20 protein-coding genes are annotated in these 22,205 nt (G+C 70.9%); 9 read left to right on the top strand and 11 right to left on the bottom strand.

Annotated elements, in window-relative coordinates; all coding sequences use genetic code 11:
• Positions 1-6 precede the first annotated feature (6 nt).
• The 3 genes from M1D46_RS15840 to M1D46_RS15850 are packed head-to-tail and all read left to right on the top strand — an operon-like array spanning position 7 to position 3,533.
• Positions 7-912, top strand: coding sequence for a carbohydrate ABC transporter permease (locus M1D46_RS15840; RefSeq protein ID WP_456286052.1), 906 nt, complete (start codon positions 7-9; stop codon positions 910-912).
• Positions 912-1,826, top strand: coding sequence for a carbohydrate ABC transporter permease (locus M1D46_RS15845; RefSeq protein ID WP_456286053.1), 915 nt, complete (start codon positions 912-914; stop codon positions 1,824-1,826). The genes M1D46_RS15840 and M1D46_RS15845 overlap by 1 nt, the downstream gene beginning before the upstream one ends.
• Before the next feature lie 3 nt (positions 1,827-1,829).
• Complete coding sequence (locus M1D46_RS15850) at positions 1,830-3,533, top strand: acyltransferase (protein WP_456286054.1); 1,704 nt, start codon at positions 1,830-1,832, stop codon at positions 3,531-3,533.
• A gap of 27 nt (positions 3,534-3,560) precedes the next feature.
• On the opposite strand, the gene M1D46_RS15855 is transcribed toward M1D46_RS15850, so the two are convergent.
• Positions 3,561-4,739 (bottom strand): MarP family serine protease, encoded by a 1,179-nt coding sequence (locus M1D46_RS15855; RefSeq protein ID WP_456286055.1) that lies wholly within the window; start codon positions 4,737-4,739, stop codon positions 3,561-3,563.
• 215 nt (positions 4,740-4,954) lie between these two features.
• Here M1D46_RS15855 and M1D46_RS15860 point away from each other — a divergent pair, with 215 nt between their 5' ends.
• A complete protein-coding gene (locus tag M1D46_RS15860) occupies positions 4,955-5,995 on the top strand; it encodes an NAD(P)-dependent alcohol dehydrogenase (protein ID WP_456286056.1) in 1,041 nt (346 codons plus the stop codon).
• 81 nt (positions 5,996-6,076) lie between these two features.
• Here M1D46_RS15860 and M1D46_RS15865 read toward each other — a convergent pair whose 3' ends face one another.
• Positions 6,077-6,964 (bottom strand): alpha/beta fold hydrolase, encoded by an 888-nt coding sequence (locus M1D46_RS15865; protein WP_456286057.1) that lies wholly within the window; start codon positions 6,962-6,964, stop codon positions 6,077-6,079.
• Between the two features lie 53 nt (positions 6,965-7,017).
• Between M1D46_RS15865 and M1D46_RS15870 the strand changes: the two genes are divergently transcribed.
• On the top strand, positions 7,018-7,557 hold the full coding sequence (locus tag M1D46_RS15870; RefSeq protein WP_455970705.1) for a TetR/AcrR family transcriptional regulator: 540 nt from the start codon (positions 7,018-7,020) through the stop codon (positions 7,555-7,557).
• 1 nt (position 7,558) lies between these two features.
• On the opposite strand, the gene M1D46_RS15875 is transcribed toward M1D46_RS15870, so the two are convergent.
• Genes M1D46_RS15875 through M1D46_RS15885 form a run of 3 tightly spaced genes read right to left on the bottom strand, consistent with a single transcriptional unit; the run spans position 7,559 to position 9,716 of the window.
• A complete protein-coding gene (locus M1D46_RS15875) occupies positions 7,559-8,764 on the bottom strand; it encodes a PQQ-dependent sugar dehydrogenase (RefSeq protein ID WP_456286058.1) in 1,206 nt (401 codons plus the stop codon).
• 39 nt (positions 8,765-8,803) lie between these two features.
• A complete protein-coding gene (locus tag M1D46_RS15880; protein WP_456286059.1) occupies positions 8,804-9,196 on the bottom strand; it encodes a DoxX family protein in 393 nt (130 codons plus the stop codon).
• A gap of 28 nt (positions 9,197-9,224) precedes the next feature.
• Positions 9,225-9,716, bottom strand: coding sequence for an FBP domain-containing protein (locus tag M1D46_RS15885; protein ID WP_456286060.1), 492 nt, complete (start codon positions 9,714-9,716; stop codon positions 9,225-9,227).
• Positions 9,717-9,797: 81 nt separating this feature from the next.
• Between M1D46_RS15885 and M1D46_RS15890 the strand changes: the two genes are divergently transcribed.
• Positions 9,798-10,286 carry a YajQ family cyclic di-GMP-binding protein gene (locus M1D46_RS15890; protein ID WP_271173681.1) on the top strand — a complete coding sequence of 163 codons (489 nt, stop codon included), beginning with the start codon at positions 9,798-9,800 and terminating at the stop codon, positions 10,284-10,286.
• 184 nt (positions 10,287-10,470) lie between these two features.
• On the opposite strand, the gene M1D46_RS15895 is transcribed toward M1D46_RS15890, so the two are convergent.
• Positions 10,471-10,794, bottom strand: a complete 324-nt coding sequence (locus M1D46_RS15895; RefSeq protein WP_271173682.1) for a hypothetical protein — start codon at positions 10,792-10,794, stop codon at positions 10,471-10,473.
• A 283-nt stretch (positions 10,795-11,077) separates the two neighbouring features.
• Here M1D46_RS15895 and M1D46_RS15900 point away from each other — a divergent pair, with 283 nt between their 5' ends.
• Entirely contained in the window at positions 11,078-12,640 is a 1,563-nt protein-coding gene (locus M1D46_RS15900) for a DEAD/DEAH box helicase (protein WP_456286061.1), read from the top strand.
• A 248-nt stretch (positions 12,641-12,888) separates the two neighbouring features.
• On the opposite strand, the gene M1D46_RS15905 is transcribed toward M1D46_RS15900, so the two are convergent.
• From M1D46_RS15905 to M1D46_RS15915, 3 genes are all read right to left on the bottom strand, one after another.
• Complete coding sequence (locus M1D46_RS15905; RefSeq protein ID WP_156243004.1) at positions 12,889-13,809, bottom strand: sugar ABC transporter permease; 921 nt, start codon at positions 13,807-13,809, stop codon at positions 12,889-12,891.
• Positions 13,806-15,428 carry an ABC transporter permease subunit gene (locus M1D46_RS15910; RefSeq protein ID WP_456286062.1) on the bottom strand — a complete coding sequence of 541 codons (1,623 nt, stop codon included), beginning with the start codon at positions 15,426-15,428 and terminating at the stop codon, positions 13,806-13,808. The genes M1D46_RS15905 and M1D46_RS15910 overlap by 4 nt, the downstream gene beginning before the upstream one ends.
• A gap of 146 nt (positions 15,429-15,574) precedes the next feature.
• On the bottom strand, positions 15,575-16,816 hold the full coding sequence (locus tag M1D46_RS15915) for a sugar ABC transporter substrate-binding protein (RefSeq protein WP_456286063.1): 1,242 nt from the start codon (positions 16,814-16,816) through the stop codon (positions 15,575-15,577).
• Between the two features lie 187 nt (positions 16,817-17,003).
• On the opposite strand from M1D46_RS15915, the gene M1D46_RS15920 reads away from it, so the two are divergent.
• Together M1D46_RS15920 and M1D46_RS15925 are read left to right on the top strand one after the other, a co-directional pair.
• Positions 17,004-18,644: a glycoside hydrolase family 13 protein gene (locus tag M1D46_RS15920; protein WP_456286064.1), complete on the top strand. Its 1,641-nt coding sequence runs from the start codon at positions 17,004-17,006 to the stop codon at positions 18,642-18,644.
• A gap of 33 nt (positions 18,645-18,677) precedes the next feature.
• A complete protein-coding gene (locus tag M1D46_RS15925) occupies positions 18,678-19,703 on the top strand; it encodes a LacI family DNA-binding transcriptional regulator (protein ID WP_456283811.1) in 1,026 nt (341 codons plus the stop codon).
• Between the two features lie 21 nt (positions 19,704-19,724).
• Here the strand turns inward: M1D46_RS15925 and M1D46_RS15930 are convergent, their stop codons facing one another.
• A complete protein-coding gene (locus tag M1D46_RS15930) occupies positions 19,725-21,095 on the bottom strand; it encodes an FAD-dependent oxidoreductase (protein ID WP_456286065.1) in 1,371 nt (456 codons plus the stop codon).
• 35 nt (positions 21,096-21,130) lie between these two features.
• Positions 21,131-22,192, bottom strand: coding sequence for a polyprenyl synthetase family protein (locus M1D46_RS15935; RefSeq protein WP_271174588.1), 1,062 nt, complete (start codon positions 22,190-22,192; stop codon positions 21,131-21,133).
• Positions 22,193-22,205: the final 13 nt, after the last annotated feature.

Raw genomic sequence — 22,205 nt, forward strand, 5'->3', positions numbered from 1 at the left:
GACCGAATGACAGCCATCGCCGCAGCTCGCCGCCGGCCGTCCCGCCTGCGGATGCGCAACACCCTCGTCGGGTGGAGCTTCATCCTGCCGAACTTCCTCGGATTCGCGGCGCTCACCCTGGTTCCGATCCTCACGCTGTTCTACATGTCGTTGACCGACTGGAACATCTTCGGAACGTCTCGCTTCGTGGGAGTGCAGAACTTCCAGCGCCTCCTCGGCGACGCCACGTTCCATCTTGCGTTCGTCAACACGCTCTACTACGCGGCGATGCACATTCCTCTGACCATCGTCGTGTCGCTCGGGCTCGCGCTCCTGCTCAACAACAAGCTGCGCGGCGTCGCGTTCTTCCGCACCGCCGCGTTCTTCCCCTACATCACGTCGATCGTCGCGATCGCGCTCGTGTGGAACCTCTTGCTCAGCCCGGAGTACGGCCCGGTCAACGAGATCCTGCGGTTCCTGGGGATCACGGAGCCGCCTGGCTGGCTCACGTCTGCCGATTGGGCGATGCCGGCGGTCGTCATCGTCAGCACCTGGCGCGACATGGGGTTCTATATGGTGCTGTTCCTGGCCGCGCTCCAGACGGTCCCGAGGGAGCTCCTCGAGGCGGCGCGCGTCGACGGCGCCGACGCGGTCCAGCGCTTCCGACACGTGACGCTGCCGAGTCTGCGGCCGACGATGTTCTTCGTCACCGTGATGCTGACGATCGGATCGTTCAAGGTCTTCGATCTCATCCTCGTGCTCACGGAAGGGGGTCCCGGCCAGTCGACGACCGTGATCTCGCAGTTCATCTACCGCAAGGGCTTCGTGGAGAACCAGTTCGGCTACGCGTCCGCCGCGGCCGTCGTGCTCTTCCTCCTGTGCATCGTCGTGACGATCGCGCAGTTCCTGTGGAACAAGCGGAAGGACTCGTGATGAGCGAGACCATGACCCTCGTCGCCCCCGAGCCGACCCGTCGCCGGCTCTCGATCGACCCGAAGCCCCGCCCGCGCGGCGCGGGAGGGAAGGCGCACCCGATCGCCCGCGCGCTCCTCTACGTCGCGCTCATCGCGGCGGCGGCCGCCATGCTCACTCCGTTCTTCTGGATGATCATGAGCTCGCTCAAGGAGGCCAACGCGGTCTTCTCGGTGCCGATCCGCTGGATCCCCGAGGTGTTCGTGTGGGACAACTACGTGGAGATCTGGACGCGCTCCGACATCGTCACGTGGATCCGCAACACGCTCGTCCTCTCGGTCACGGTCACGGCCCTGCAGGTGCTCACGGGCTCCTTCGCCGCCTACGGGTTCTCCCGCGTGCGCTTCCCCGGCAGGGACGCGCTCTTCCTGCTCTACATCGGCACGATCGCGGTCCCGTGGCAGTCGTACATGATCCCGCAGTTCGTCCTCCTGTCCGACGCCGGGGTGGCGAACACGCTCTGGTCCATCGTCCTCCTGCAGGCGTTCGGCGCGTTCGGAGTCTTCCTCATGCGGCAGTTCTACGAGACGATCCCCGAGGATATCTCCGAGGCCGCCCGTCTCGACGGGCTGACCGAGTACGGCATCTGGCGGCGGATGATGCTCCCGCTGTCGGTGCCGGCGATCGCGAGCCTGTCGCTCCTCACGTTCGTCGGCACGTGGAACGACTACCTCGGACCGCTCATCTACCTGCGCGACCCGAGCCTGTGGACGATGCAGCTCGGCCTGAACAACTTCGTCACGAGCCTCTTCGATGTCGACTACGGCGTCCTCTTCGCGGGCCTTACACTCTCGGTCGTGCCGATCGCGATCATCTTCCTCCTCGGACAGCGGTTCTTCGTCGAAGGCATCGCGACAAGCGGACTGAAAGGCTGACACATGTCCTCGACCCCACACTCGCTCGACACCGCCCCCTCTGCGGAGCCACAGCCGGACATGAAGCGGTGGGATTTCTCCCCCTGGCTGTTCCCCGCTGAGGGCGGAGACCGTGAACGCGACCTTCAGACGGCGATCGCGGCTCGCCTCGCCGAGCGTCCGGGCCATCGAATCGGCGACGACGTCTACATCGCCACCACGGCGAACGTCGACACCGACGCGCTCGAACTGGGAGCGGGGTCGACGATCGCGGCCGGCGCCTATGTGACCGGCGACATCCGAACCGGTCGGCACTGCACCATCAACGCCTACGCGGTGGTCCGCGGCATCGTGCAGATGGGCGACGCCGTGCGCATCGGCGCGCACACCTCGATCCTGGGCTTCAACCACACGATCGATGATCCCGACAGGTGGGTCTTCCACCAGCCGCTCACGTCGAAGGGGATCCGGATCGGCGAGGACGTCTGGGTCGGCTCGCACGTCGTGATCCTCGACGGAGTGACCATCGGAGACCGCGCGGTGCTCGCGGCCGGAGCGGTCGTCACGAAGGATGTGCCGGCGGGTGCCGTCGTCGGAGGCAACCCGGCGAAGCTCATCAGGTGGCGCGTCGCGCCGCGTGGCCGGACCGAGCGCGACGGGCTCTCGGCACTGGTCGCGCAGTACGGCGAGCGGGCCCGCCGACAGGCGACGAGTGTGCTGGAGCGGTGCTGGAACGCCGACCTCGGGCTCTTCACGGACATCCCGGGCGCCGCGCCGACTGTCCGGGCTCAGTGCGACGCCGTGGAGATCGCGGACATGCTCCTCGACGACGCTCCGCCGCAGACCCCGAAGCAGACGATCGTCGACCGGCTCCGCGGCTGGCAAGACCCGGAGACCGGACTCATCGCACTCCTGGACGAGCGGGGTGAGCCGCTCGCTCCGGGCAGCCCCGACGACGGCGACGTCGGGTATCACGTACTGAGCGCCGGCTATGCGCTCGATGTGCTCGGGAGCGGATTCGCTCACCCGCTCAAAATGATCACGGACACGACGCCCGCGGACCTCGTGCGCAGGCTCGATGGGCTCCCCTGGCGGGACGGTGCGTGGCACGCGGGCCATTGGGCCGACATCATCGGCACAGCGCTCTGGTGGTCCGTGCGGCGCGGCGATCCCATTCCCGCCGGTGTCGAGGAGGCGTACTTCGGCTGGCTCTTCACGCACGCTTCGCCATGGACCGGGATGTGGGGAGAGCCCGGGGACTCCGACGGGCTGCTGCAGATCGTGAACGGGTTCTACCGGGCATCGCGAGGCAGTCTGTCGCAGTTCCGTCGGCCGGTGCCCTTCGCCGACCGTGTCGTCGACACCGTGCTGAGACATGCACAGGACAGGCGCTTCTTCGCCCCCGATCAGCTCAATGCCTGCAACGTCCTCGATGTCGCGCACCCCCTGTGGCTCAGCCGGCGCGCCGAGCACCGCGCCGATGACATCCAGCACGTCGCGGAATCTCTCCTGCGTCAGGCGCTGAGCGCTTGGCAGGAGGATGCAGGGCATGGCTTCCGAGTCGGGTGGCCGTCGCTCGATCGCCCTGGAACGGTGCCAGGTCTCCAGGGCACCGAGATGTGGCTCTCCATCGTCTGGTATCTCGCGGACCTGGCGGGGTGCAGCGCGGAACTCGGCTACCGCCCCCGAGGCGTGCATCGCCCTCTCCGGGCAATCGAGACGAGCTGAGGCCCGGCCCCCTCGGATGCGACATTCTCAGCCCAGGCAGCGCCCGGTGGACACCGTGTCGGTCGCTCCGGGAAGCGCGTCAAGAACGGGCTGCAGCTCGGCGTTCGACATCGCGTAGCCGATCTCCGGACGCGCCTCGTCGCGGGCGAAGACGACCCCGGCGACCGTGCCGTCCTCGCTGAGCAGCGGACCGCCGGAGTTGCCGGGGGCGACCTCCGCCTCGAGCGCGTAGATCGCCCGCTCTGTCGTGCTCTCACCGTAGATGTCCTCGATGAGCGCGGGGCCGCTCGCCGCGATGCCGGCCGAGACGGTGCGGAACGGGCCGCCGTACGGGTATCCCTGCACGGCCCCGGCGTCACCCGCCTGCACGCTGTCGTCGAGCGCGAGCGGCGCGGCCTCGACGTCGACGGCGATCACCGCGAGGTCGTCGATCGGATCGAAGTACACGATCCGGCCGTCACGGGCCGGTTCGCCGGGCAGCTCGACCATGGGCGTCTCGACCCCCGCCACGACGTGGGCGTTCGTGACGATCCGGTCCTCGGCGACGACGAAGCCGGTTCCGCTGGGCCGCGTGCTGCAGGCGGCGGCCACGCCCGATACCCTGGCCACCGACTCGGCTGCTGCGGCGAGCGCGGGGTTCTCGAGATCCGCGCTGCCGGGGTCCGCCGCGTCGGGTAGGTCGCCGAGGAGCCCGTCGATCGTCGGCAGCACCGTCTCTCCGAGGATGGCCGAGTGAAGCCGCGCCATGGCCTCGGACAGCGGAGCGGGAGTGAGCGCGTCGATGGTCCGCAGGAGCGACGAGGACGCGACCGACGACGACACGGCGGGGATGCCGGCCGACGCGATCCCCGCTCCGGTGAGCGACACCGCGAGCGTGCCGGCCACGAGCCCGAAGGCGCCGCCGAGCAGCCGCTCGAGCGCGCGAAGGCGCAGCCTGTCGGCACCGCGCCGGATGATCCCGCCGATCGCGGCCCCGAGGCTCGCACCGAGCGCGAGCAGGAGGACCGCGCTTCCGATCACGGCCAGCCCGCGCCATCCCTCATCCGGCACGGCGGAGGCGACGAGGGGCAGGACCCACGGAGCCGCGACGCCCGCCGCGACGAGTCCGCACAGGGCGCCGAGCGCGGCGAAGAAGCCCGCGCGCAGTCCCGACAGGAGCGCGCCGAGGAGCAGCACGACGATCAGCACGTCGACGACCGAGGGCATGTCGTCCTCCTCCCCCACGCGCCGACCGCGTGTCGCCCTCAGGCTACGCACGGCACCTCCGCCTCGGCCGGGAGCGCGCTCGATGCGGCACGCGCGCTTCCGCCAGGAAAGTGCGACCGGCACCCCCGCATCGCGCCCTCCGCCCCCGATCCCGCATGAGGATGGAATCCATCGACGCCCGTCGGGCGTCGACAGACCGCATCACAGGAGATCGCATGCTCACTGTCAACGCCTACGCGGCGCCATCCGCGACCGAGCCGCTCGTCCCGACCACCATCGAACGACGGGATGTCGGGCCGAAGGACGTCCTCATCGCCATCCGCTACGCCGGCATCTGCCATTCCGACATCCACACGGTCCGCGGCGACTGGGGACCGATCACCTACCCGCAGGTCGTCGGCCACGAGATCGTCGGCGAGGTCGTGGAGGTCGGCTCCGACGTCGTCAAGCACGCCGTCGGCGACCGCGTCGGGGTCGGCTGCATGGTCGACTCGTGCCGCGAGTGCGAGAACTGCCAGGCGGGCATGGAGAACTACTGCCTCGCCGGCAACACGCAGACGTACGCGTCGGTCGACCGCGACGGCACGATCACGCAGGGCGGGTACTCGACGCACGTCGTCGTCGACGAGGACTTCGTCCTGAAGGTGCCCGAGGCCATCCCGTACGAGGCGGCAGCGCCGCTGCTGTGCGCGGGCATCACGACCTACTCGCCGCTCGCCCACTGGAATGCGGGCCCCGGCAAGCGCGTCGCGGTCGTCGGCATGGGCGGTCTCGGCCACATGGCCGTCAAGATCGCCGCCGCGATGGGCGCCGAGGTGACGGTGCTGTCGCGCACCCTCGACAAGAAGGATGACGCCCTGCGCTACGGGGCGACGGATCACTTCGCGACCGCCGACCCCGCGACCTTCGCCGAGCTGCGCAACCGGTTCGATCTCATCGTCAACACCGTCAGCGCGCCGCTCGACCTCGACCGCTACCTCTCGCTGCTCCGTCTCGACGGCACGATGGTCAACGTCGGCGCACCGCCCGAGCCCCTCGCTCTGCACGTCTTCACGCTGTTCGGCAACCGCCGCTCGTTCGCGGGATCGGGCATCGGCTCGATCGCGGAGACCCAGGAGATGCTCGACTTCTGCGCCGAGCACGGCATCGCGCCCGAGATCGAGCTGATCCCGGCCGAGCAGATCAACGAGGCGTACGAGCGCGTGCTCTCGAGTGACGTGCGGTACCGCTTCGTCATCGACAGCTCCACGCTGTAGGAGTCAGGGCGGAAGGCGCCCGTTCCGGATGGTCGCGGCCGCGACACCGGAACGGGCGCCATCTGCGGATGGGGATGGTCGTCAGCGCGTGAGCTCGCGCACCGCCGCCAGGACGGCATCGGGGCGCTCGTCCACGATGAAGTGCGCCGCGCCATCCGCCCGGCTCATGCGGAGGTCGACGGCGCGGCCGCCGCCGTCGTCCAGCACGGCATGGCGCATGACCGGATCCTGGGCCCCCACGACGATCCGCGTGGGGACCTGCAGCGTCCGCTCCTTCCACTGCGACATCGCGCTCATGCCCGGCAGGATGAGCCTGCGGTAGACGAGCGCGAGTGCGGTAGGCCGCGCGGGGTCGCGCAGGGGCGCGAGGAAGGCCTCGACGTCGTCTCCGCCGAGGTCGGCGACACCCGCCGCCCGTTCGCGGAGCATGTGCCGTGCGAGCCGCTGCCGCCCTCGCGCGAGGAGCCGCGGACCGAGCGGCGACGCGATCACGGGAAGGAACCAGACGCGCCACAGCTGGAGCGCCATCTTCGGCGTGATCCCGCTCCACGGATGCGGGCTCCCGAGCGCCGTGAGGCTCGCGAGCCGATCCGGATGGTCGAACGCGAGACGCCAGCCGAGGAACGCGGAGTAGTCGTGGACGACGAGGTGCACACGCTCGATGCCGAGCGCGTCGAGCAGAGCGAGGACGTCCGCCGTCTGCTGGGCCTCGTCGTACCCGTGATCGGGAGCGTCCGACCATCCCGCGCCCCGCAGGTCGGCCGCGATCACACGATGATCGGCGGCCAGCTCGGGGATCACACGGCGGTACTCCCACCAGTGCTGGGGCGAGCCGTGCAGGAGGAGCACCGGCACGCCGGCGCCCGCCTCGGCGACGTGCAGCGCGAGCGCGTCGCCGTGCTCGTGCACCTGGACCATGCGATGCGTCACGTCGGCCAGGTCCGGCATGCGCAGTTCGAGAGCGCTCATGGCCGCATGTTACTACGATCGTAGTAACAACACCATGACTACCCTGGAGCGCGATGGCACGCACGCGAGAGCTCGTCGTCGAGGCGGCGATCGCCCTCCTCGGCGAGGAGGGGATGCGCTCCTTCACGCATCGGAGGGTGGATCGGCGGGCGGGCCTGCCCGAGGGCAGCACGTCGAACTACTTCCGCACGCGGGAGGCGCTTCTCGCGGGGGTCGTCGACGGCATCGTCGCGTCCGAGCTCGACACCGCCGAGCCCCTGCCCGCCGACCCCGACGCCTTCGTCGATGCCCTCGCCGGAATGGTCGAGTTCATCACGGGCCCCCGACGAACCCACACCATCGCCCGCCACGCGCTCTTCCTCGAGGCGTCGCACGACCCCGAGCTCAGCGCGAAGCTGTCGTCGTCGCGCGAGCGCTATGTCGCGGTCGTGTCCGACGCGGTCGCCCGGCTGGGCGCACGCGATCCCGACGCGGCGGCGGCCGCCGTGATGAGCGTGTGCGAGGGACTGATCCTGCACCGCATCGCCCGCGGCGATACGAGCGACCCGCGGCCGGCGATCGCGGTGGCGATCCGCGGAGCGCTCGCGGACTGAATCAGCGCAGGGCGAACCCGAGGATCCGGTCGTCCTCCGGGCGCGGCTCGCCGCGACCGTCGGTGTTGTTCGTCAGCACCCACAGCTCTCCGTCGGGCGTCACCACGACGTCACGCAGGCGCCCCTCCTCCGCGACGAGGTGCTCGGTCGAGGAGGCAGGGTCGGCCAGCGGAACCTCGCGCAGGCGCTCGCCCCGCAGGTTGGCGATGTAGAGGGTGTCGCCCGCGATCGCGATGCCGCTCGGGCTCGCGTCGGCCGGCGCCCACTGCTGCACGGGATCGATCAGGCCCGCCCGCCCGGCCGCGCCCTCGACGTCGGGCCATCCGTAGTCTCCGCCCAGCTCGATGACGTTGAGCTCGTCCCACGTGTCCTGGCCGAACTCGCTCGCGTACATCGTGCCGTCCTGCGCCCACGCGATGCCCTGCGGGTTCCGATGCCCGAGGCTGTAGACGAGCGATCCGGGGAACGGATTGTCGGCCGGTACGTCGCCTTCGGGCGTCATCCGCAGGATCTTGCCGGACAGGGCTGCCGGGTCTCGCGCGCTCGACCGGTCGCCCGCGTCGCCCGCCGTCGCGTAGAGCATCCCGTCGGGGCCGAACGCGATGCGGCCGCCGTTGTGGTTGCCGGCGGCGGGGATCCCCGCGAGCACGGTCTCGCCCGCCCCTAGGGCGAGCGGGTCGCCGTCGAGCGGAAAGCGCTCGATGCGGTTCTCCCCCGACGCCGTGAAGTACACATACAGCAGGCCATCGTGCACCGCGATGCCGAGGAGACCGCCCTCGCCTCCCGCGCGGACGCCGGGGATGACGCCGACCTCGCGCACGCCGCCCTCACCGTCGAGCTCGAGGATGCGCCCGCTGTCGCGCTCGCTCACGAGCGCCGTCGCGCCCAGGAACGCGACCGACCAGGGCGCGTCGAGTCCCTCGGCGACCACGCGGCGCTCATCGAGCACGAGGGCGGATGGCTGCGGCGAGGGCTTCGGAGGCGAAGCGGCGGGCGCGGATGGCGAGGGCGATCCGGAGCCGGAGGGCGCGGATGGCGACGGCGGGGTCGATGCGGAGCTCGCCGGCACCGTCGGGCCGTCCCCGTTCGGAGGCGACGACGGCCCGCATGCGGCGAGCGCAACGGCCGTGACGGCGATCGCCACTCCCGCGGCGACCCGACACGCCGGCAGCAGCCGGCCTCTTCGCGCGTGGCGCGCCCTGGCCATCCGCTCGCTCATCGTCGGCCTCGCTCGCGCGTCTCCTGCTCAGCGCACGCGCGGCGTCCGCGTCGACCACACCGCGAGGGCGACGAGGAGCGGCTGGAAGAAGAGGCGCGCAAAGCGCTTGCCGTCGGTGTCGAGTCCGAACGCGCTCCGGCGATGCCACCACTGCGCGATGTTGCCCGGGAAGACGGCGACGAAGAAGAGTGCCGCGAGCGTGCCGATCCGGCGGCGTCGACGGCGCGCGAAGAGCAGCGCTGCTCCGAGACCGACCTCGACGACGCCCGAGGCCACGACCGTCGTGTCGGGGTCGAGCGGCACGAAGTCGGGCACCTGCGCGCGGAACTCCCCGCGGGCGACGGTGAGGTGCGCGACGCCCGCGAACGCGAGCGCCGAGCCGAGGAGGAGGCGGCCGATCGTGCGGACGGGCGTGCTCATGCGGCGAGTCTAGGCGCGCCTGCGGACGTCAGGCCGCGTCTTCGAGAACCCGCTCGACGAACGCGCGGGAGCGCCGCGCGGTGCCGTCGATCTTCATGTCGACGCTCGCCCGGTATTCGTTCGGCGCGAGCGGCAGCGCGAGACGCACGTTCTCGTGGCAGGAGAGGTCGGCGCAGATGTACGTGCCGACGCTGTCGCCCTTCTGCCCCGCACGGCCCGCCTTGCGCGCCGTGAACATGGTCACCTGGTTGCCGGGCTGCATCGTGCGGCAGATGTTGCAGATGCCGTGTCGCGCGCCCGAGGTCGTCGAGGCCGCCCGCAGCACGACGCCGGTCGGCTCGCCGTCGATCTCGGCCACGATGTACCCGCGGCTGTGGGTGTGCGGATCGCGCCAGGCGAGGAAGTCGAGGTGATCCCACTCGGTGAGCGGGAAGTCGTGGGGAAGCTCGACGAGCTCGAGCTCACGGTCGTCCGCGTTCACGAACGACTCGAGGACATCCTTCTCTGTCAGCGGGCGCATGGCCATCCTCCTCGCCGTGTTCTCGCGGGCCATTCTACGAAGCCCCGCGCCGCCCGGGATCGGGTGAGTAGGCTTTTCGACATGGCCGACAGCTCATTCGACATCGTCTCCAAGATCGACCGCCAGGAGGCGGACAACGCGCTCAACCAGGCACGCAAGGAGGTCGAGCAGCGCTACGACTTCAAGGGCACCGGCGCCTCCATCGAGTGGAGCGGCGAGGCCATCCTCATCAAGGCGGACAGCGAGGACCGTGCGAAGGCCGTGCTCGACGTCTTCCAGTCCAAGCTCATCAAGCGCGGCATCTCGCTCAAGAGCCTCGAGTCGGGCGACCCCGTCGCGAGCGGCAAGGAGTACCGCATCACCTCCACGCTCAAGGAGGGGATCTCGCAGGAGAACGCGAAGAAGATCGGCAAGATCATCCGAGACGAGGGCCCCAAGGGCGTGAAGTCGCAGATCCAGGGCGACGAGCTGCGCGTGTCGTCGAAGAGCCGCGACGACCTGCAGGAGGTCATCCGTCTCCTGAAGGCCGCCGACCTCGACATCGACCTCCAGTTCATCAACTACCGCTGAACCTGAGGGGTTCCTGAACCCGCGTCATGGATGGGCCGCTCGGCGGTCTCATCGACGGGGGCTCCGACGCAGGTCGGGTCCCTGCGGGGGCGGGGCTTCTGGGGAGCACCGCCTCCGCTCCGGGGGGATGCGCGCAGGAATGCGGCTCGGCCCGGCGCCTCGAAGGCGCCGGGCCGATCGCGTCTCAGTCCCGCGGCGGCGTGGACGGCGGGTTCGCCGTGCCGCCCGGGTAGGACGGTCCCGATCCCGGCGAGCCGGGGTGCTGCGGCCCCGCATATCCCTGCTGCGGCGGATACGGCGCACCGGGCCGCGGCGCGAGCCCGCGCGCCGCGCGCTCCTCGTCCGCGCGCAGGATGCCGTTCTTCACGGCCGTCCGCATGATCAGGTACCCCACCCACAGCATGAGCGCCAGGATCCCGAGGTAGATGACGAGCCCCAGGATCATCATCCCCACGCCGAGCCCGGCCATCCATCCGTAGTCGTCGTTGTACATCGCGTCCCCCTTCATCCGCGGACTTGTCTGCAAGCACAGTATCGAGCGGCGGCCGCCCGCACATCAGGGAGAGGTGCCCCAGGCCGCGCTCAGCGCCGGATGCTAGAGTCGGGATCTGCGCGACCCGAGTGTCGCGCGTCGTCGTGTCTTGATCGCGCGGAGGGACTCCCCCGCCGCGCCTCGCGAACATCCTGCCGCGGCGAACGGATCCGGCATCCGCCGAGTTCGCCACCTGCCGTCGTGCCCCGCGATCAGCGTGTTCCCCTGCACGACGGCCCCTTCTCGAAAGCAGTCATCTGTGACCACTGCGACCACGCAGCCCGAGACCACCTTCGCCGACCTCGGCGTCCCCGCGCACCTCATCGAGGTGCTCGTCGCCGAGGACCGCCCGACCCCCTTCCCCATCCAGCGCGAGACGCTGCCCTCCACCCTCGCCGGCCGCGACGTGCTCGGCCGCGGCAAGACCGGCTCGGGCAAGACGCTCGCGTTCGCCATCCCGCTCGTCGCGCGCCTGTCGGCCGCGAAGCCGAAGCGCATCGCCGGGCGTCCGTCGGGCCTCGTGCTCGCCCCGACCCGCGAGCTCGCGACCCAGATCGCACGCGTCGTCACGCCGCTCGCGAAGGCCTCCGGCCTCACCGTCGCCGTCGTGTTCGGCGGGGTCTCGCAGAAGCCGCAGGAGGCCGCGTTCCGCGCCGGCGTCGACATCGTCGTCGCCTGCCCCGGCCGCCTCGAGGACCTCATGAGCCAGGGCATCGTCAACCTCGACCGCGTCGCGGTGACGGTGCTCGACGAGGCCGACCACATGGCCGACCTGGGCTTCCTGCCCGGCGTCACGCGCATCCTCGCGAAGACACCTGCCGGCGGTCAGCGGATGTTCTTCTCCGCGACGCTCGACAACGGCGTGGACAAGCTCGTCGCGCGATTCCTCAAGGACCCGGTGCGCCACTCGATCGACCCGGCCGAGTCGCCGGTCCCCGCGATGACGCACCACGTCTTCGAGGTCGACGACGAGGACAAGACCGAGCTCGTCCGCACCCTCGCGTCGGGCGTCGCCCGCCGCATCCTCTTCACCCGCACCAAGCACCAGGCGAAGAAGCTCGCCAAGCAGCTCACGGCGCGCGGCATCCCCGCGGTCGACCTGCACGGCAACCTGTCGCAGAACGCCCGCGACCGCAACCTCGCGGACTTCTCGTCGGGCCGCGTCCGCGTGCTCGTCGCGACGGATGTCGCCGCGCGCGGCGTGCACGTCGACGGCGTCGACCTCGTGGTCCACGTCGACCCGCCCGCCGAGCACAAGGCGTACGTCCACCGCTCGGGCCGCACCGCGCGCGCGGGCTCGGCCGGCGACGTCGTCACGGTCATGCTGCCCTCGCAGCGCCAGGACACCAAGCAGCTGCTGCGCAAGGCGGGCATCGCCGCGCAGCCGCAGCGCGTCACGCCCGAGAGCGCTGCCGTCACGGCCCTCGTCGGCGAGGTCGCTCCGCGCGTCGCACCCGTCCCGGGCGGCCCGGGCTCGGGCAACGCTCCCGCGCCGTCGGCTCCCGGCACGTCGCAGGGGGCGAACGCCCGTCGCAAGCGCGCGGCCCGCGAGGGTCAGGGCGGCCAGCAGTCGGCCGAGCGCGCGGGCGGCCGCGGCGGTGCTTCGGCTGGTCGCAACGGCGGCGGTCGCAACGGCGGCGCGGCGCGCGGTCAGGGCGGCCGCGGGCGCGCGCAGGGCGGCTCGCAGCCGATGTACTCGACCTCGTCGGGCGACACCGCTCCCCGCACGCACGCCGCAGGCGCCGAGAGCGCCCCGTCGCGCCCGCCGCGCCGTCGGCAGCCGCGCCGCGTCTCGGCTCCCGCGCAGTCGACCCAGGGCTGATCCCCGTCGACAGCGCCCCGGCCATCCGCTCTCGGATGGCCGGGGCTCTGTCGTTCACTCCCGATGCGGGACAGAACGCAGGAGATCCCGGCCCCGCGCGCACCGCGACCCGCAGGAATCCGGGGCGCAGCCATCCGCACCCCGAAGGAACTCCTGCAATGTGTACCGCAGGGCAGCTCCAGGCGCGGGACCGCAGACACGTCGAGGGGCCCGCGCCCCAGCGCGAGCCCCTCGACGAGCGGTGCGGCCTACTTCACGGCGCCCGCCGTCAGTCCTCCGACTATGTACTTCTGGAGGAAGAGGAACAGCGCCACGACGGGCAGCGCCGCGATCACGGCGCCCGCCGAGAACGCGCTCCAGTCGGCGTAGCGCGGGTTCGACACGAGCTTCGTGAGGCCGACCGCGAGCGTCTGCACGTCGGTGTCGATGAGCAGCACCGACGCGACCACGTACTCGTTCACCGAGGCGATGAACGACAGCAGCGCGACGACCGCGAGGATGGGCGCCACGAGCGGAAGGATGATCGTGAAGAACACGCGCGCATGCCCTGCGCCGTCGATCTTCGCGGCCTCGTCGATCGACTGCGGGATCGTGTTGAAGAACCCGTACATGAGGTAGGTGTTCACGCCGAGCGCGCCGCCCAGGTAGACGAGGATGAGGCCGATGCGGGTGTTCAGGCCGATCGCGGGGAACCAGTCGCTGATCGCGCTCATGAGGAGGAAGATCGCGACGACGGCGAGCAGCTGCGGGAACATCTGCACGACGACGATCGCGATGAGCCCGAACCGGCGGCCCGCGAACCGCATGCGCGAGAACGCGTACGCCGCGAGCCCGCCCAGGAACACGGTCGCGACGGCGGTGATGCCCGCGATGATGAGCGTGTTGCCGAACCAGGCCACGAACGGCACCTTCGGGTCGCTCAGGATCCGCACGTAGCTGTCGATGCCGATCTTCGAGAAGAGCGCGTTCGAGCCGGTGAGGGTGCCGTTCGGGTTCAGCGAGCTCGAGATGACGAAGACGATCGGCAGGAGCGAGAACGCGACCATGACGACGCCGACGAGGTGGCGCCATCCGGTGTCGGCGAACCAGCGCCCGAAGCCGCGCCGGCGGGGCGCGTACGCGCCGCGGCTGCCGCCGGTGATGGCGACGGTGTCGAGTGAGGCGGTCATCCGTTCAGCTCCTCGAGGGACTTGGTGCGGCGGAACGCGATCACGGAGATGACCGCCACGATGATGAAGATGATGATCGAGTACGCGCTCGCGAGCCCGTAGTCGCGGGTCTGCCCCGTGAAGGCGACCTTGTAGACCATCGAGATCAGCAGGTCGGTGTGGCCGACCGGGATCGGCGCCTCACTGTCGCGCGGACCGCCGTTCGTGAGCATGTAGACGATGTTGAAGTTGTTGAAGTTGAACGCGAACGACGCGATGAGCAGAGGCGCCACGCTCACGAGCAGGAGCGGCAGCTTGATGAGCCGGAAAACGGCCCATGGCTTCGCGCCGTCGACGGTCGCGGCCTCCTGGAGCTCCTCGGGGATGGCCTGCAGCGCTCCCGTGCACACGAGGAACATGTAGGGGAAGCCGAGCCAGAGGTTCACGATGAGCACCGACACCTTCGCGAGCACGGGGTCGGTCAGCCACGGGATGTCGGCGCCGCCGAAGATCACCTCGTTGAGGAACCCGAAGCTCTGGTTCATCATGCCGGCCCACACGAGTGCCGACAGGAACGACGGCACCGCATACGGGAGGATCATGAGCACGCGGTAGGTGCGGCGCCCCCGCATGCGCGCGTTGTTGAACGCGATCGCGAGGAAGAGGCCGAGGAAGAACGTCGACGCGACCGAGATGAGCGCGAACGCGAACGTCCAGATCGTGACGTAGACGAGCGGGCTCGCGAGGCGCGCGTCCGTGACGGCGCGGATGAAGTTGTCGAAGCCGACCGTCACCTGCCACCCGGGAAGGATCTCGGTGCCGTCGGGCGCCGTGAACGCGCCGGTGCCGAGGTCGGAGTAGACGGTGCCGCTGCGGAGGTCGGTGAGCGTGCCGGCCGCCTCGTCGTACTCGAGCGTCGAGGTGTAGAGGTACGCGCTCGTCCCGTCGGGGGTGCGGAGGGCGCCGTCGTTCGGGTCGTCCGAGAACGGCACGGCGAGCTCGGTGATCTGGTCGGTGCGCTCGAGCACGTCGGCGAACTGCAGCGTCGTCCAGCCGGGCGCCGATACGGCCTTGTCGCCGTCGAAGCCGGCGTCGACCGGCGCGAGGGGCTGCTCGGCGGTCCCCAGGAGGGCCTCGCCGTCGGGTGTGGTGACGAGGAGGCCGATCTCGCCTCCGGCCTCGACCACAGTGATCGGGTAGCTCGCGGAGTCGGGCACGCGCTCGAGGGCCGAGGCCATGAGCGAGGCGACGGCCTGCTCCTTCGAGCCGTTGTGGCCCGTGCCGTAGTTCGTGAAGGCGACGTAGCCCGTGTAGACGAGCACGAAGACCTGGAACAGGCACAGGAAGATGAGGCCGGGCGCGAGGTACTTCGCCGCGAGCGCGCGGCGGGAGAAGTAGACCCAGTTGACGATTCCCGCCACGAGCACGACCGCCGCGAGGACGATCCACTGCTCGTGGCCGAGCAGCACGAGAGCCGCGTACACGGCGATCGCGTCGACGATCGCGAGGGCCGCGATCTTCACGATCACGGAGGCCAGTCCGCCGCCGGCCTGGTCGGCGATCGACCGCGCGCGCCGCTGGCGCGCCGTGGGCTTCGGGTCTTCGGTCGCCGTCTCGGCGCCGGAGAGGGTGTCGGTCATGGGTTCCTATCGCTGTCTCGTGGGGTCAGCGGCCGGTCGCCAGGGCGGGCGGACCGCTGCGGTGCGCTCGGATGGGCCGCGGCCGCGGGCGGGGACGCCCCCGTCGAGAGGGCGGCCCGCCCGCGTCCGCGATCCGAGCGGGTGCGTCAGCCGATCGCGGCCTGCACGTCGGCGGCGAGCTTCTCCCACGTCGCGACGGGGTCGGCGCCGTTGATGATCTCGGCCTCCGCGATGCCCCAGTACTGCCACACGGCGCCCATCTCGGGGATCGCGGGCATCGGCACGGCCTCCGCGCCGACGGTCGCGAAGCCGCCGATGATCGGGTCGCTCGAGGCGGTCTCCGCGGCCGACGAGAGCGCGGGGAGGATGTTGCCGGCCTCGAAGAGCGCGAGCTGCGCCTCCTCGCTGCCGAGGTAGTTCACGAGGAAGTCGTTCGCGGCGACCTTGTCGTCCGACTCGGCCGACACGAAGAAGCCCTTCACGCCCGCGAAGGGCGATGCCGGCTGATCGGTCGGGCTCGGGACGGGGTCGATCGCGACGTCGATGCCCGCGTCGACCGCTGCGCCGACGTTCCACGGGCCGGTCAGCCAGAAGGCCGCCGTGCCGTCGAGGAACGCCTGCTTGGCGATGTCGCCGTCGATGTCGGTGTTGAACGCGCCCTTGCCGCCCTGCTCGCCGAGCCACGTCGCGAACTCCTCGCCGCCGGCGTTGCCCAGCTGCAGGTCGGTCGCGTCGTAGCCGTTCTCGTTCGTGCCGAAGACGGGAGCGCCGAACGCGGTCTGGAACGGGTAGAGGTGGTACGGGTTGCCCTCCGCGCCCTGCTCGACGACGAACGGGGTCTCGAGGCCGGCGGCCTGGCCCTTCGCGATCATGTCGTCGAAGCTCGTCGCGGCCTCGGGGACGAGCTCGGCGTTGCGCAGCATCGCGATGTTCTCGACCGCGTACGGGAGCATGTAGACGGTGCCGTCGTACGTCGAGGCCTCGACGGCGACGTCGAGGAAGTCGCCCGCGGCGTCGCCCAGCTCGAGCGGCGCCACGACGCCGTTCGTCGCGAGCTCGCCGAGCCAGTCGTGCGCGCCCATCGTGATGTCGGGGCCCTCACCGGTCGGCACCTGCTGGATGAAGTCGTCCTTGATCGTCGCGTTGTCCTTGCCGACGAGCTCGACCTCGACGCCGCTCTTCTCGGTGTACGCGTCGGCCACCGCCTGCAGCGCGTCGACGCGCTCGGCGTCGACCCACACGGTGAGCGTCGACGAGGGCGCCTCGGCGTCTCCGCCGCCCGAAGCGCCTTCGTTCGCGCTGTCGCTCGCACAACCCGCGAGCCCGAGTGCCGTCACGCCGGCCATCGCGACGACGGCCGCGAAGCGTCCCCTGCTGTTCACCTTCATTGGTGTGTCCTCCTGGTTGATGAGCCCGCAACTGTGCAAGCGTTTACATGTATACACCGTCGAGCACCGATTTGAAAACCGCGAATCTGCGGGCGTGACCGATTCGATACGAATCGCGGGCCGAGTTACGCGCCCGTGAACTGCAAACGCTTACAACCGACGCCGAAATCCTCTAGAGTGGGCGACCATGACCCCTGAATGGTGGCGCACCGCCGCGATCTACCAGATCTACCCGCGCTCCTTCGCCGACGCCTCGGGCGACGGCGTCGGCGACCTCGCGGGCGTGACGTCGCGCATGGACGCGCTCGCCGAGCTGGGCATCGACGCGATCTGGCTCTCGCCGTTCATGACCTCGCCCCAGCGCGACGCGGGCTACGACGTGACCGACTACCGCGACGTCGATCCGCTCTTCGGGACGCTGGCCGACTTCGACGCGATGCTCGAGGCCGCGCACGCCCGGGGCATCCGGGTCATCATCGACCTCGTGCCGAACCACTCCTCCGACCAGCATGTCTGGTTCCAGGAGGCGCTGACCGCCGCGCCCGGCAGCCGCGAGCGCGCGCGCTACCTGTTCCGCGACGGCCGCGGCCCGGGCGGCCACGAGCCGCCGAACAACTGGCAGTCGATCTTCGGCGGCCCCGCGTGGACGCGCGTCACCGAAGCAGATGGCTCTCCCGGTCAGTGGTACCTGCACCTCTTCGACTCGAGCCAGCCCGACTTCGACTGGACGCAGCGCGAGGTGCGCGACGAGTTCCTCGACATCCTGCGCTTCTGGCTCGACCGGGGCGTCGACGGCTTCCGCGTCGACGTCGCGCACGGCCTCATCAAGGAGGACGGGCTCCCCGACTACATCCAGCCCGAGGACGCCGACTCGATGGGCGGCGAGGCCGAGGACGACGTGCCCTACTGGGGGCGCCCCGGCGTCCACGAGGTGTACCGCGAGTGGCGCGCGCTGCTCGAGCAGTACGACGGCGACCGCGCGCTGTGCGCCGAGGCGTGGCGTCCGACCGCGCGCGAGACCGCGCTGTGGGTGCGCCCCGATGAGATGCACCAGGCCTTCAACTTCCCGTACATGATGACCGAGTGGGACGCCGCGGCCCTGCGCACGGTCATCGCCGACTCGCTCGAGGCCTTCCCGGCCGTCGGCGCGCCCGCGACGTGGGTCCTGTCGAACCACGACGTCATCCGGCACGCCTCGCGACTCGCGCTGGGCGCCGACAGCCCGCAGGGTCACGGCATCGGCCCGCTCTCCCCGGGCAAGCCCGACCCCGTCGTCGGCCTCCGCCGCGCCCGAGCGGCGACGACCGTCATGTTCGCGCTGCCGGGAAGCGCCTACATCTACCAGGGCGAGGAGCTCGGGCTCCCCGAGGCGATCGAGCTTCCCGATGAGGCCCGCCAGGACCCGACCTGGTTCCGCACGAACGGCGAGCGCTACGGCCGCGACGGGTGCCGCGTTCCCATCCCGTGGGAGGCCGGCGCGCCGGCGTTCGGCTTCAGCGCGACCGGGGCGTCGTGGCTCCCCCAGCCGGCCGAGTGGCGGGCGCTCGCGCGCGACGTCCAGCGCGACGATCCTGCGTCGACGCTCTCGCTCTACCGCGACCTCCTGCGGCTGCGCCGCGAGGAGTCCCTCGCGAGCGGCGACCTCGAGTGGGTCGACGGATGGCCGACGCACGTCCTCGCGTTCCGCAACGGGCGTGTGACGGTGATCGCGAACACGGGATCCGAGGATGTCCCCGCGCCCGAGGGCATGCGGGTCCTGTGCGCGAGCGGGCCGCTCGGCGAGGGCGTCGTCCCCGCCGACACGGCCGCCTGGTTCATCGCAGGATGACGCGGGATGCCCCGCGTCTCCTACGATGAACGCGTGCATTCCGTGAGCATCGCCGAGGTCGCGCAGCGCGCAGGCGTCTCGACCGCCACGGTCTCGCGCGCCCTCTCCGGCCGCGGCCACGTGTCGGCGGCGGCGAAGGAGGCCGTCCTCGCGGCGGCCGACGCGCTCGGGTACGTCGTCTCATCGAACGCCTCGAGCCTCGCGAGCGGGCGCACGCGCAACGTCGGCGTCGTGCTGCCGTTCCTCAACCGGTGGTACTTCGCCTCCGTGCTCGAGGGCGCTCAGCAGGCGCTCCTCCGGGCGGGCTACGACGTGACGCTCTACAACCTCTCCGGCGGCGGGGAGGAGCGCGCGAGCGTCTTCGAGCACTTCCTCCTGCGCCAGCGCGTCGACGCCGTGATCGCCGTGTCGCTCGAGCTCACGGAGGACGAGGTCGCCCGCCTGCACGCGCTCGGCAAGCCCATCGTCGGCGTCGGCGGGCCCATCCCGGGGGTGCGCACGCTCGCGATCGACGACGTCGCGGTCGCCAAGCTCGCGACGGAGCACCTCACGGGGCTCGGGCACACGCGGATCGGCCACCTCGGCGGCCGACCGGAGTTCGACTCCGACTTCCACCTGCCTGTCCAGCGCCGGCACGGGTACGAGGCGGCGCTGGACGAGGCGGGCATCCCGTTCGACGCCGACCTCGTGGCGAACGCCGACTTCACGGTGCAGGGCGGGTACCACGCGGCCAAGCAGCTCCTCGGCGCTCCCCCGCGCAGCCGTCCGACGGCGATCTTCGCGGCCTCCGACGAGATGGCGATCGGCGCCATCCTCGCGGCGCGCGACCTCGGGCTCGCCGTGCCCCACGACGTCTCGGTCGTGGGCATCGACGACCACGACCAGGCCGAGTTCTTCGGGCTCACGACGGTCGCGCAGTTCCCGCGGAAGCAGGGAGCGCGCGCGGTGGACATCCTGCTCGAGCAGCTCGAGCCGCGCGACGGCTCCGAGCCGCTCGCGGACATCCCGCTGCCGTTCGAGCTCGTCGTGCGCTCGTCGACGTCGCGCCCGCGCGACTGAGCCGACCCGGCGCTCGGGCCGTCAGTCGCGCGAGATCCGCACCATCTCGTCGCGCGGGACGACCTTGACGCGCGCGCGGCCGTGCGGCTGGCCCAGCGCGATCTCGTGCGCGTCGAGCCGATGCCACCCCTCGAGGTCGGTCCAGATGACCCCGCGCTCGGCGAGGAGCGCGGGGATGGCGTCGGCCGACGGGTCCTCCGGCTGCCACCACGAGCCCTGATCGTTCACGATGTGCTGCACGGTCTCCATCGCGTCGGACTTCGTGTGCCCGATGAGGCCGACAGGGCCGCGCTTGATCCAGCCTGTCGCGTACAGCCCGGGCACGCGCTCGTTCGAGTCCTCGTGCAGCACCTGGCCCTCGTGGTTCGGGATGACCCCGTGCTTCTCGTCGAACGGCACGCCGGGCAGGGGCGATCCGAAGTACCCCACGGCGCGGTAGAGCTGCCCCATCGGCACCTCGCGCATCTCGCCTGTCCCGATGACGCCGCCGTGGCCATCCGGTCGCGTCCGCTCGTACACGAGGGCGGCGACACGGCCCTGCTCATCGGTCTTCACCTCGACGGGGCGCGCCCAGAAGTGCAGGTGCAGACGACGCGAGGCGGTTCCCCCGGCCCCGTTCGCGCCAGGGCGGGTGCGCCATTCCTGGAGGACGCGGTCGATGACCTTGACCTGCTTGTTCGACGCGACGGCGGCCTTCGACGCCTCGTCGTAGTCGAAGTCCTCGTCGTACACGACCATGTCCACGTCGCGCAGCTCGCCGAGCTCGCGCAGCTCGAGCGGCGTGAACTTCACCTGCGCGGGGCCTCGGCGGCCGAACACGTGCACATCGGTGACGGGCGATGCCGCGAGCACCTCGTAGACGTTGTCCGGGATCTCGGTGGGCAGGAGGTCCTCGGCGTGCTTGGCGAGCATGCGCGAGATGTCGAGGGCCACGTTGCCGTTGCCGATCACGCCCACCGACGACGCCGTGAGCGGCCACGTGCGCGGGACATCCGGGTGCCCGTCGAACCAGCTCACGAAGTCGGCGGCGCCGAACGAGCCGTCGGCGTCGATGCCGGGGATCGCGAGGTCGGCGTCGCGCACCGCGCCGGTCGCGAAGAGCACGGCGTGGTAGTGGCGCTTGAGGTCGTCGAGCGTGAGGTCCTCGCCGAAGCGCACGTTGCCGAAGATGCGGATGTCGCCGCGGTCGAGCACCTCGCGGAGGGCGCCGACGACGCCCTTGATGCGCGGATGATCGGGCGCGACGCCGTAGCGGACGAGGCCGTAGGGCGCGGGGAGCTGCTCGAACAGGTCGATCGACACGTCGAAGCTGCGCTCGGTCTTCAGCAGGATGTCCGCTGCGTAGATGCCGGCCGGGCCTGCGCCCACGATGGCGAGACGGAGCTGGGTCATATCGGTCCCTTCGTTCGGCACCGCGGAGGCGGGCGTCAGCTGGAGCGGATGGCGAGACTCTCCGCGAAGCGCGTGAGCGCCTCGCGGACGGCGCCGCGCGGGAGCGCGTCGAGCGCCGCGATGGCGCCCCTGGTCCATTCGAGCGACAGCTCGCGGGTGGCCTCGGTCACCGGGTGGTCGCGGAGCTCCGCGAGCGGCCCGTCGAGGATCGCGGGGTCGGCGCCGTCGGCGATGCGCGCGACACCCTCATCGATGCGCGCGAGGAGGCCGCGCGACGCGTCGTCATCGCGACGCGACAGGAGGAGGTAGGGCATCGTCGGCACGCCGGCGCGCAGATCCGTCCCCGGCACCTTGCCCGTGTCGTCGGGGTTCGCCGAGAGATCGATCACGTCATCCGCGAGCTGGAACGCGACGCCCACCTTCTCGCCGTACACGCGCAGGGGCTCGCCGTACTTCTCGTCGGCCCCCGAGAAGTACGCTCCGGCCTGGGCGGCCGCGGCGATGAGCGAGCCCGTCTTGTCGGCGAGCACGCCGATGTAGAACTCGATCGGGTCGTCGCCCGGCTGCGCTCCGAGCGTCTCGTGCATCTGCCCGAGGACGAGGCGCTCGAACGTCTGCGACTGGATGCGCATGGCCTCCTCGCCGTTGCGCGACATGATCACGCTCGCGCGGGACAGGAGCAGGTCTCCCGTGAGGATGGCGACGCTGTTGCCCCAGACCTGGTGCGCGGCCGCGACGCCGCGACGCCGGTCGGCGCCGTCCATGACGTCGTCGTGGTAGAGCGACCCGAGGTGCATGAGCTCGAGGGCCTTGGCGGCTTCGATGACCGGCTGCGTCGCCCCCTGGCCGAGCTGAGCGGTGAGCAGGACGAGCATCGGGCGGACGCGCTTGCCGCCGGCCTCGTAGAGGTACCGGCTCATCGCGTCGACGAGCGGGTCGGCGGCCTTGAGCTCGACGGCGAGCTCGCTCTCGACCTGCTCGAGTCCCTCCTCGATCTTCGCCGCGAGGCGCCGAGCGACGGGTCCGGCGAACACGCGGTCGCTCAGACCGAATCGGCTCGCCAGCTGCGAACCCGGCGCGGAGGGGCTCGGAGTCACCTGCCCAGCCTAC

It is taken from the genome of Microbacterium sp. JZ70 (assembly GCF_053903225.1).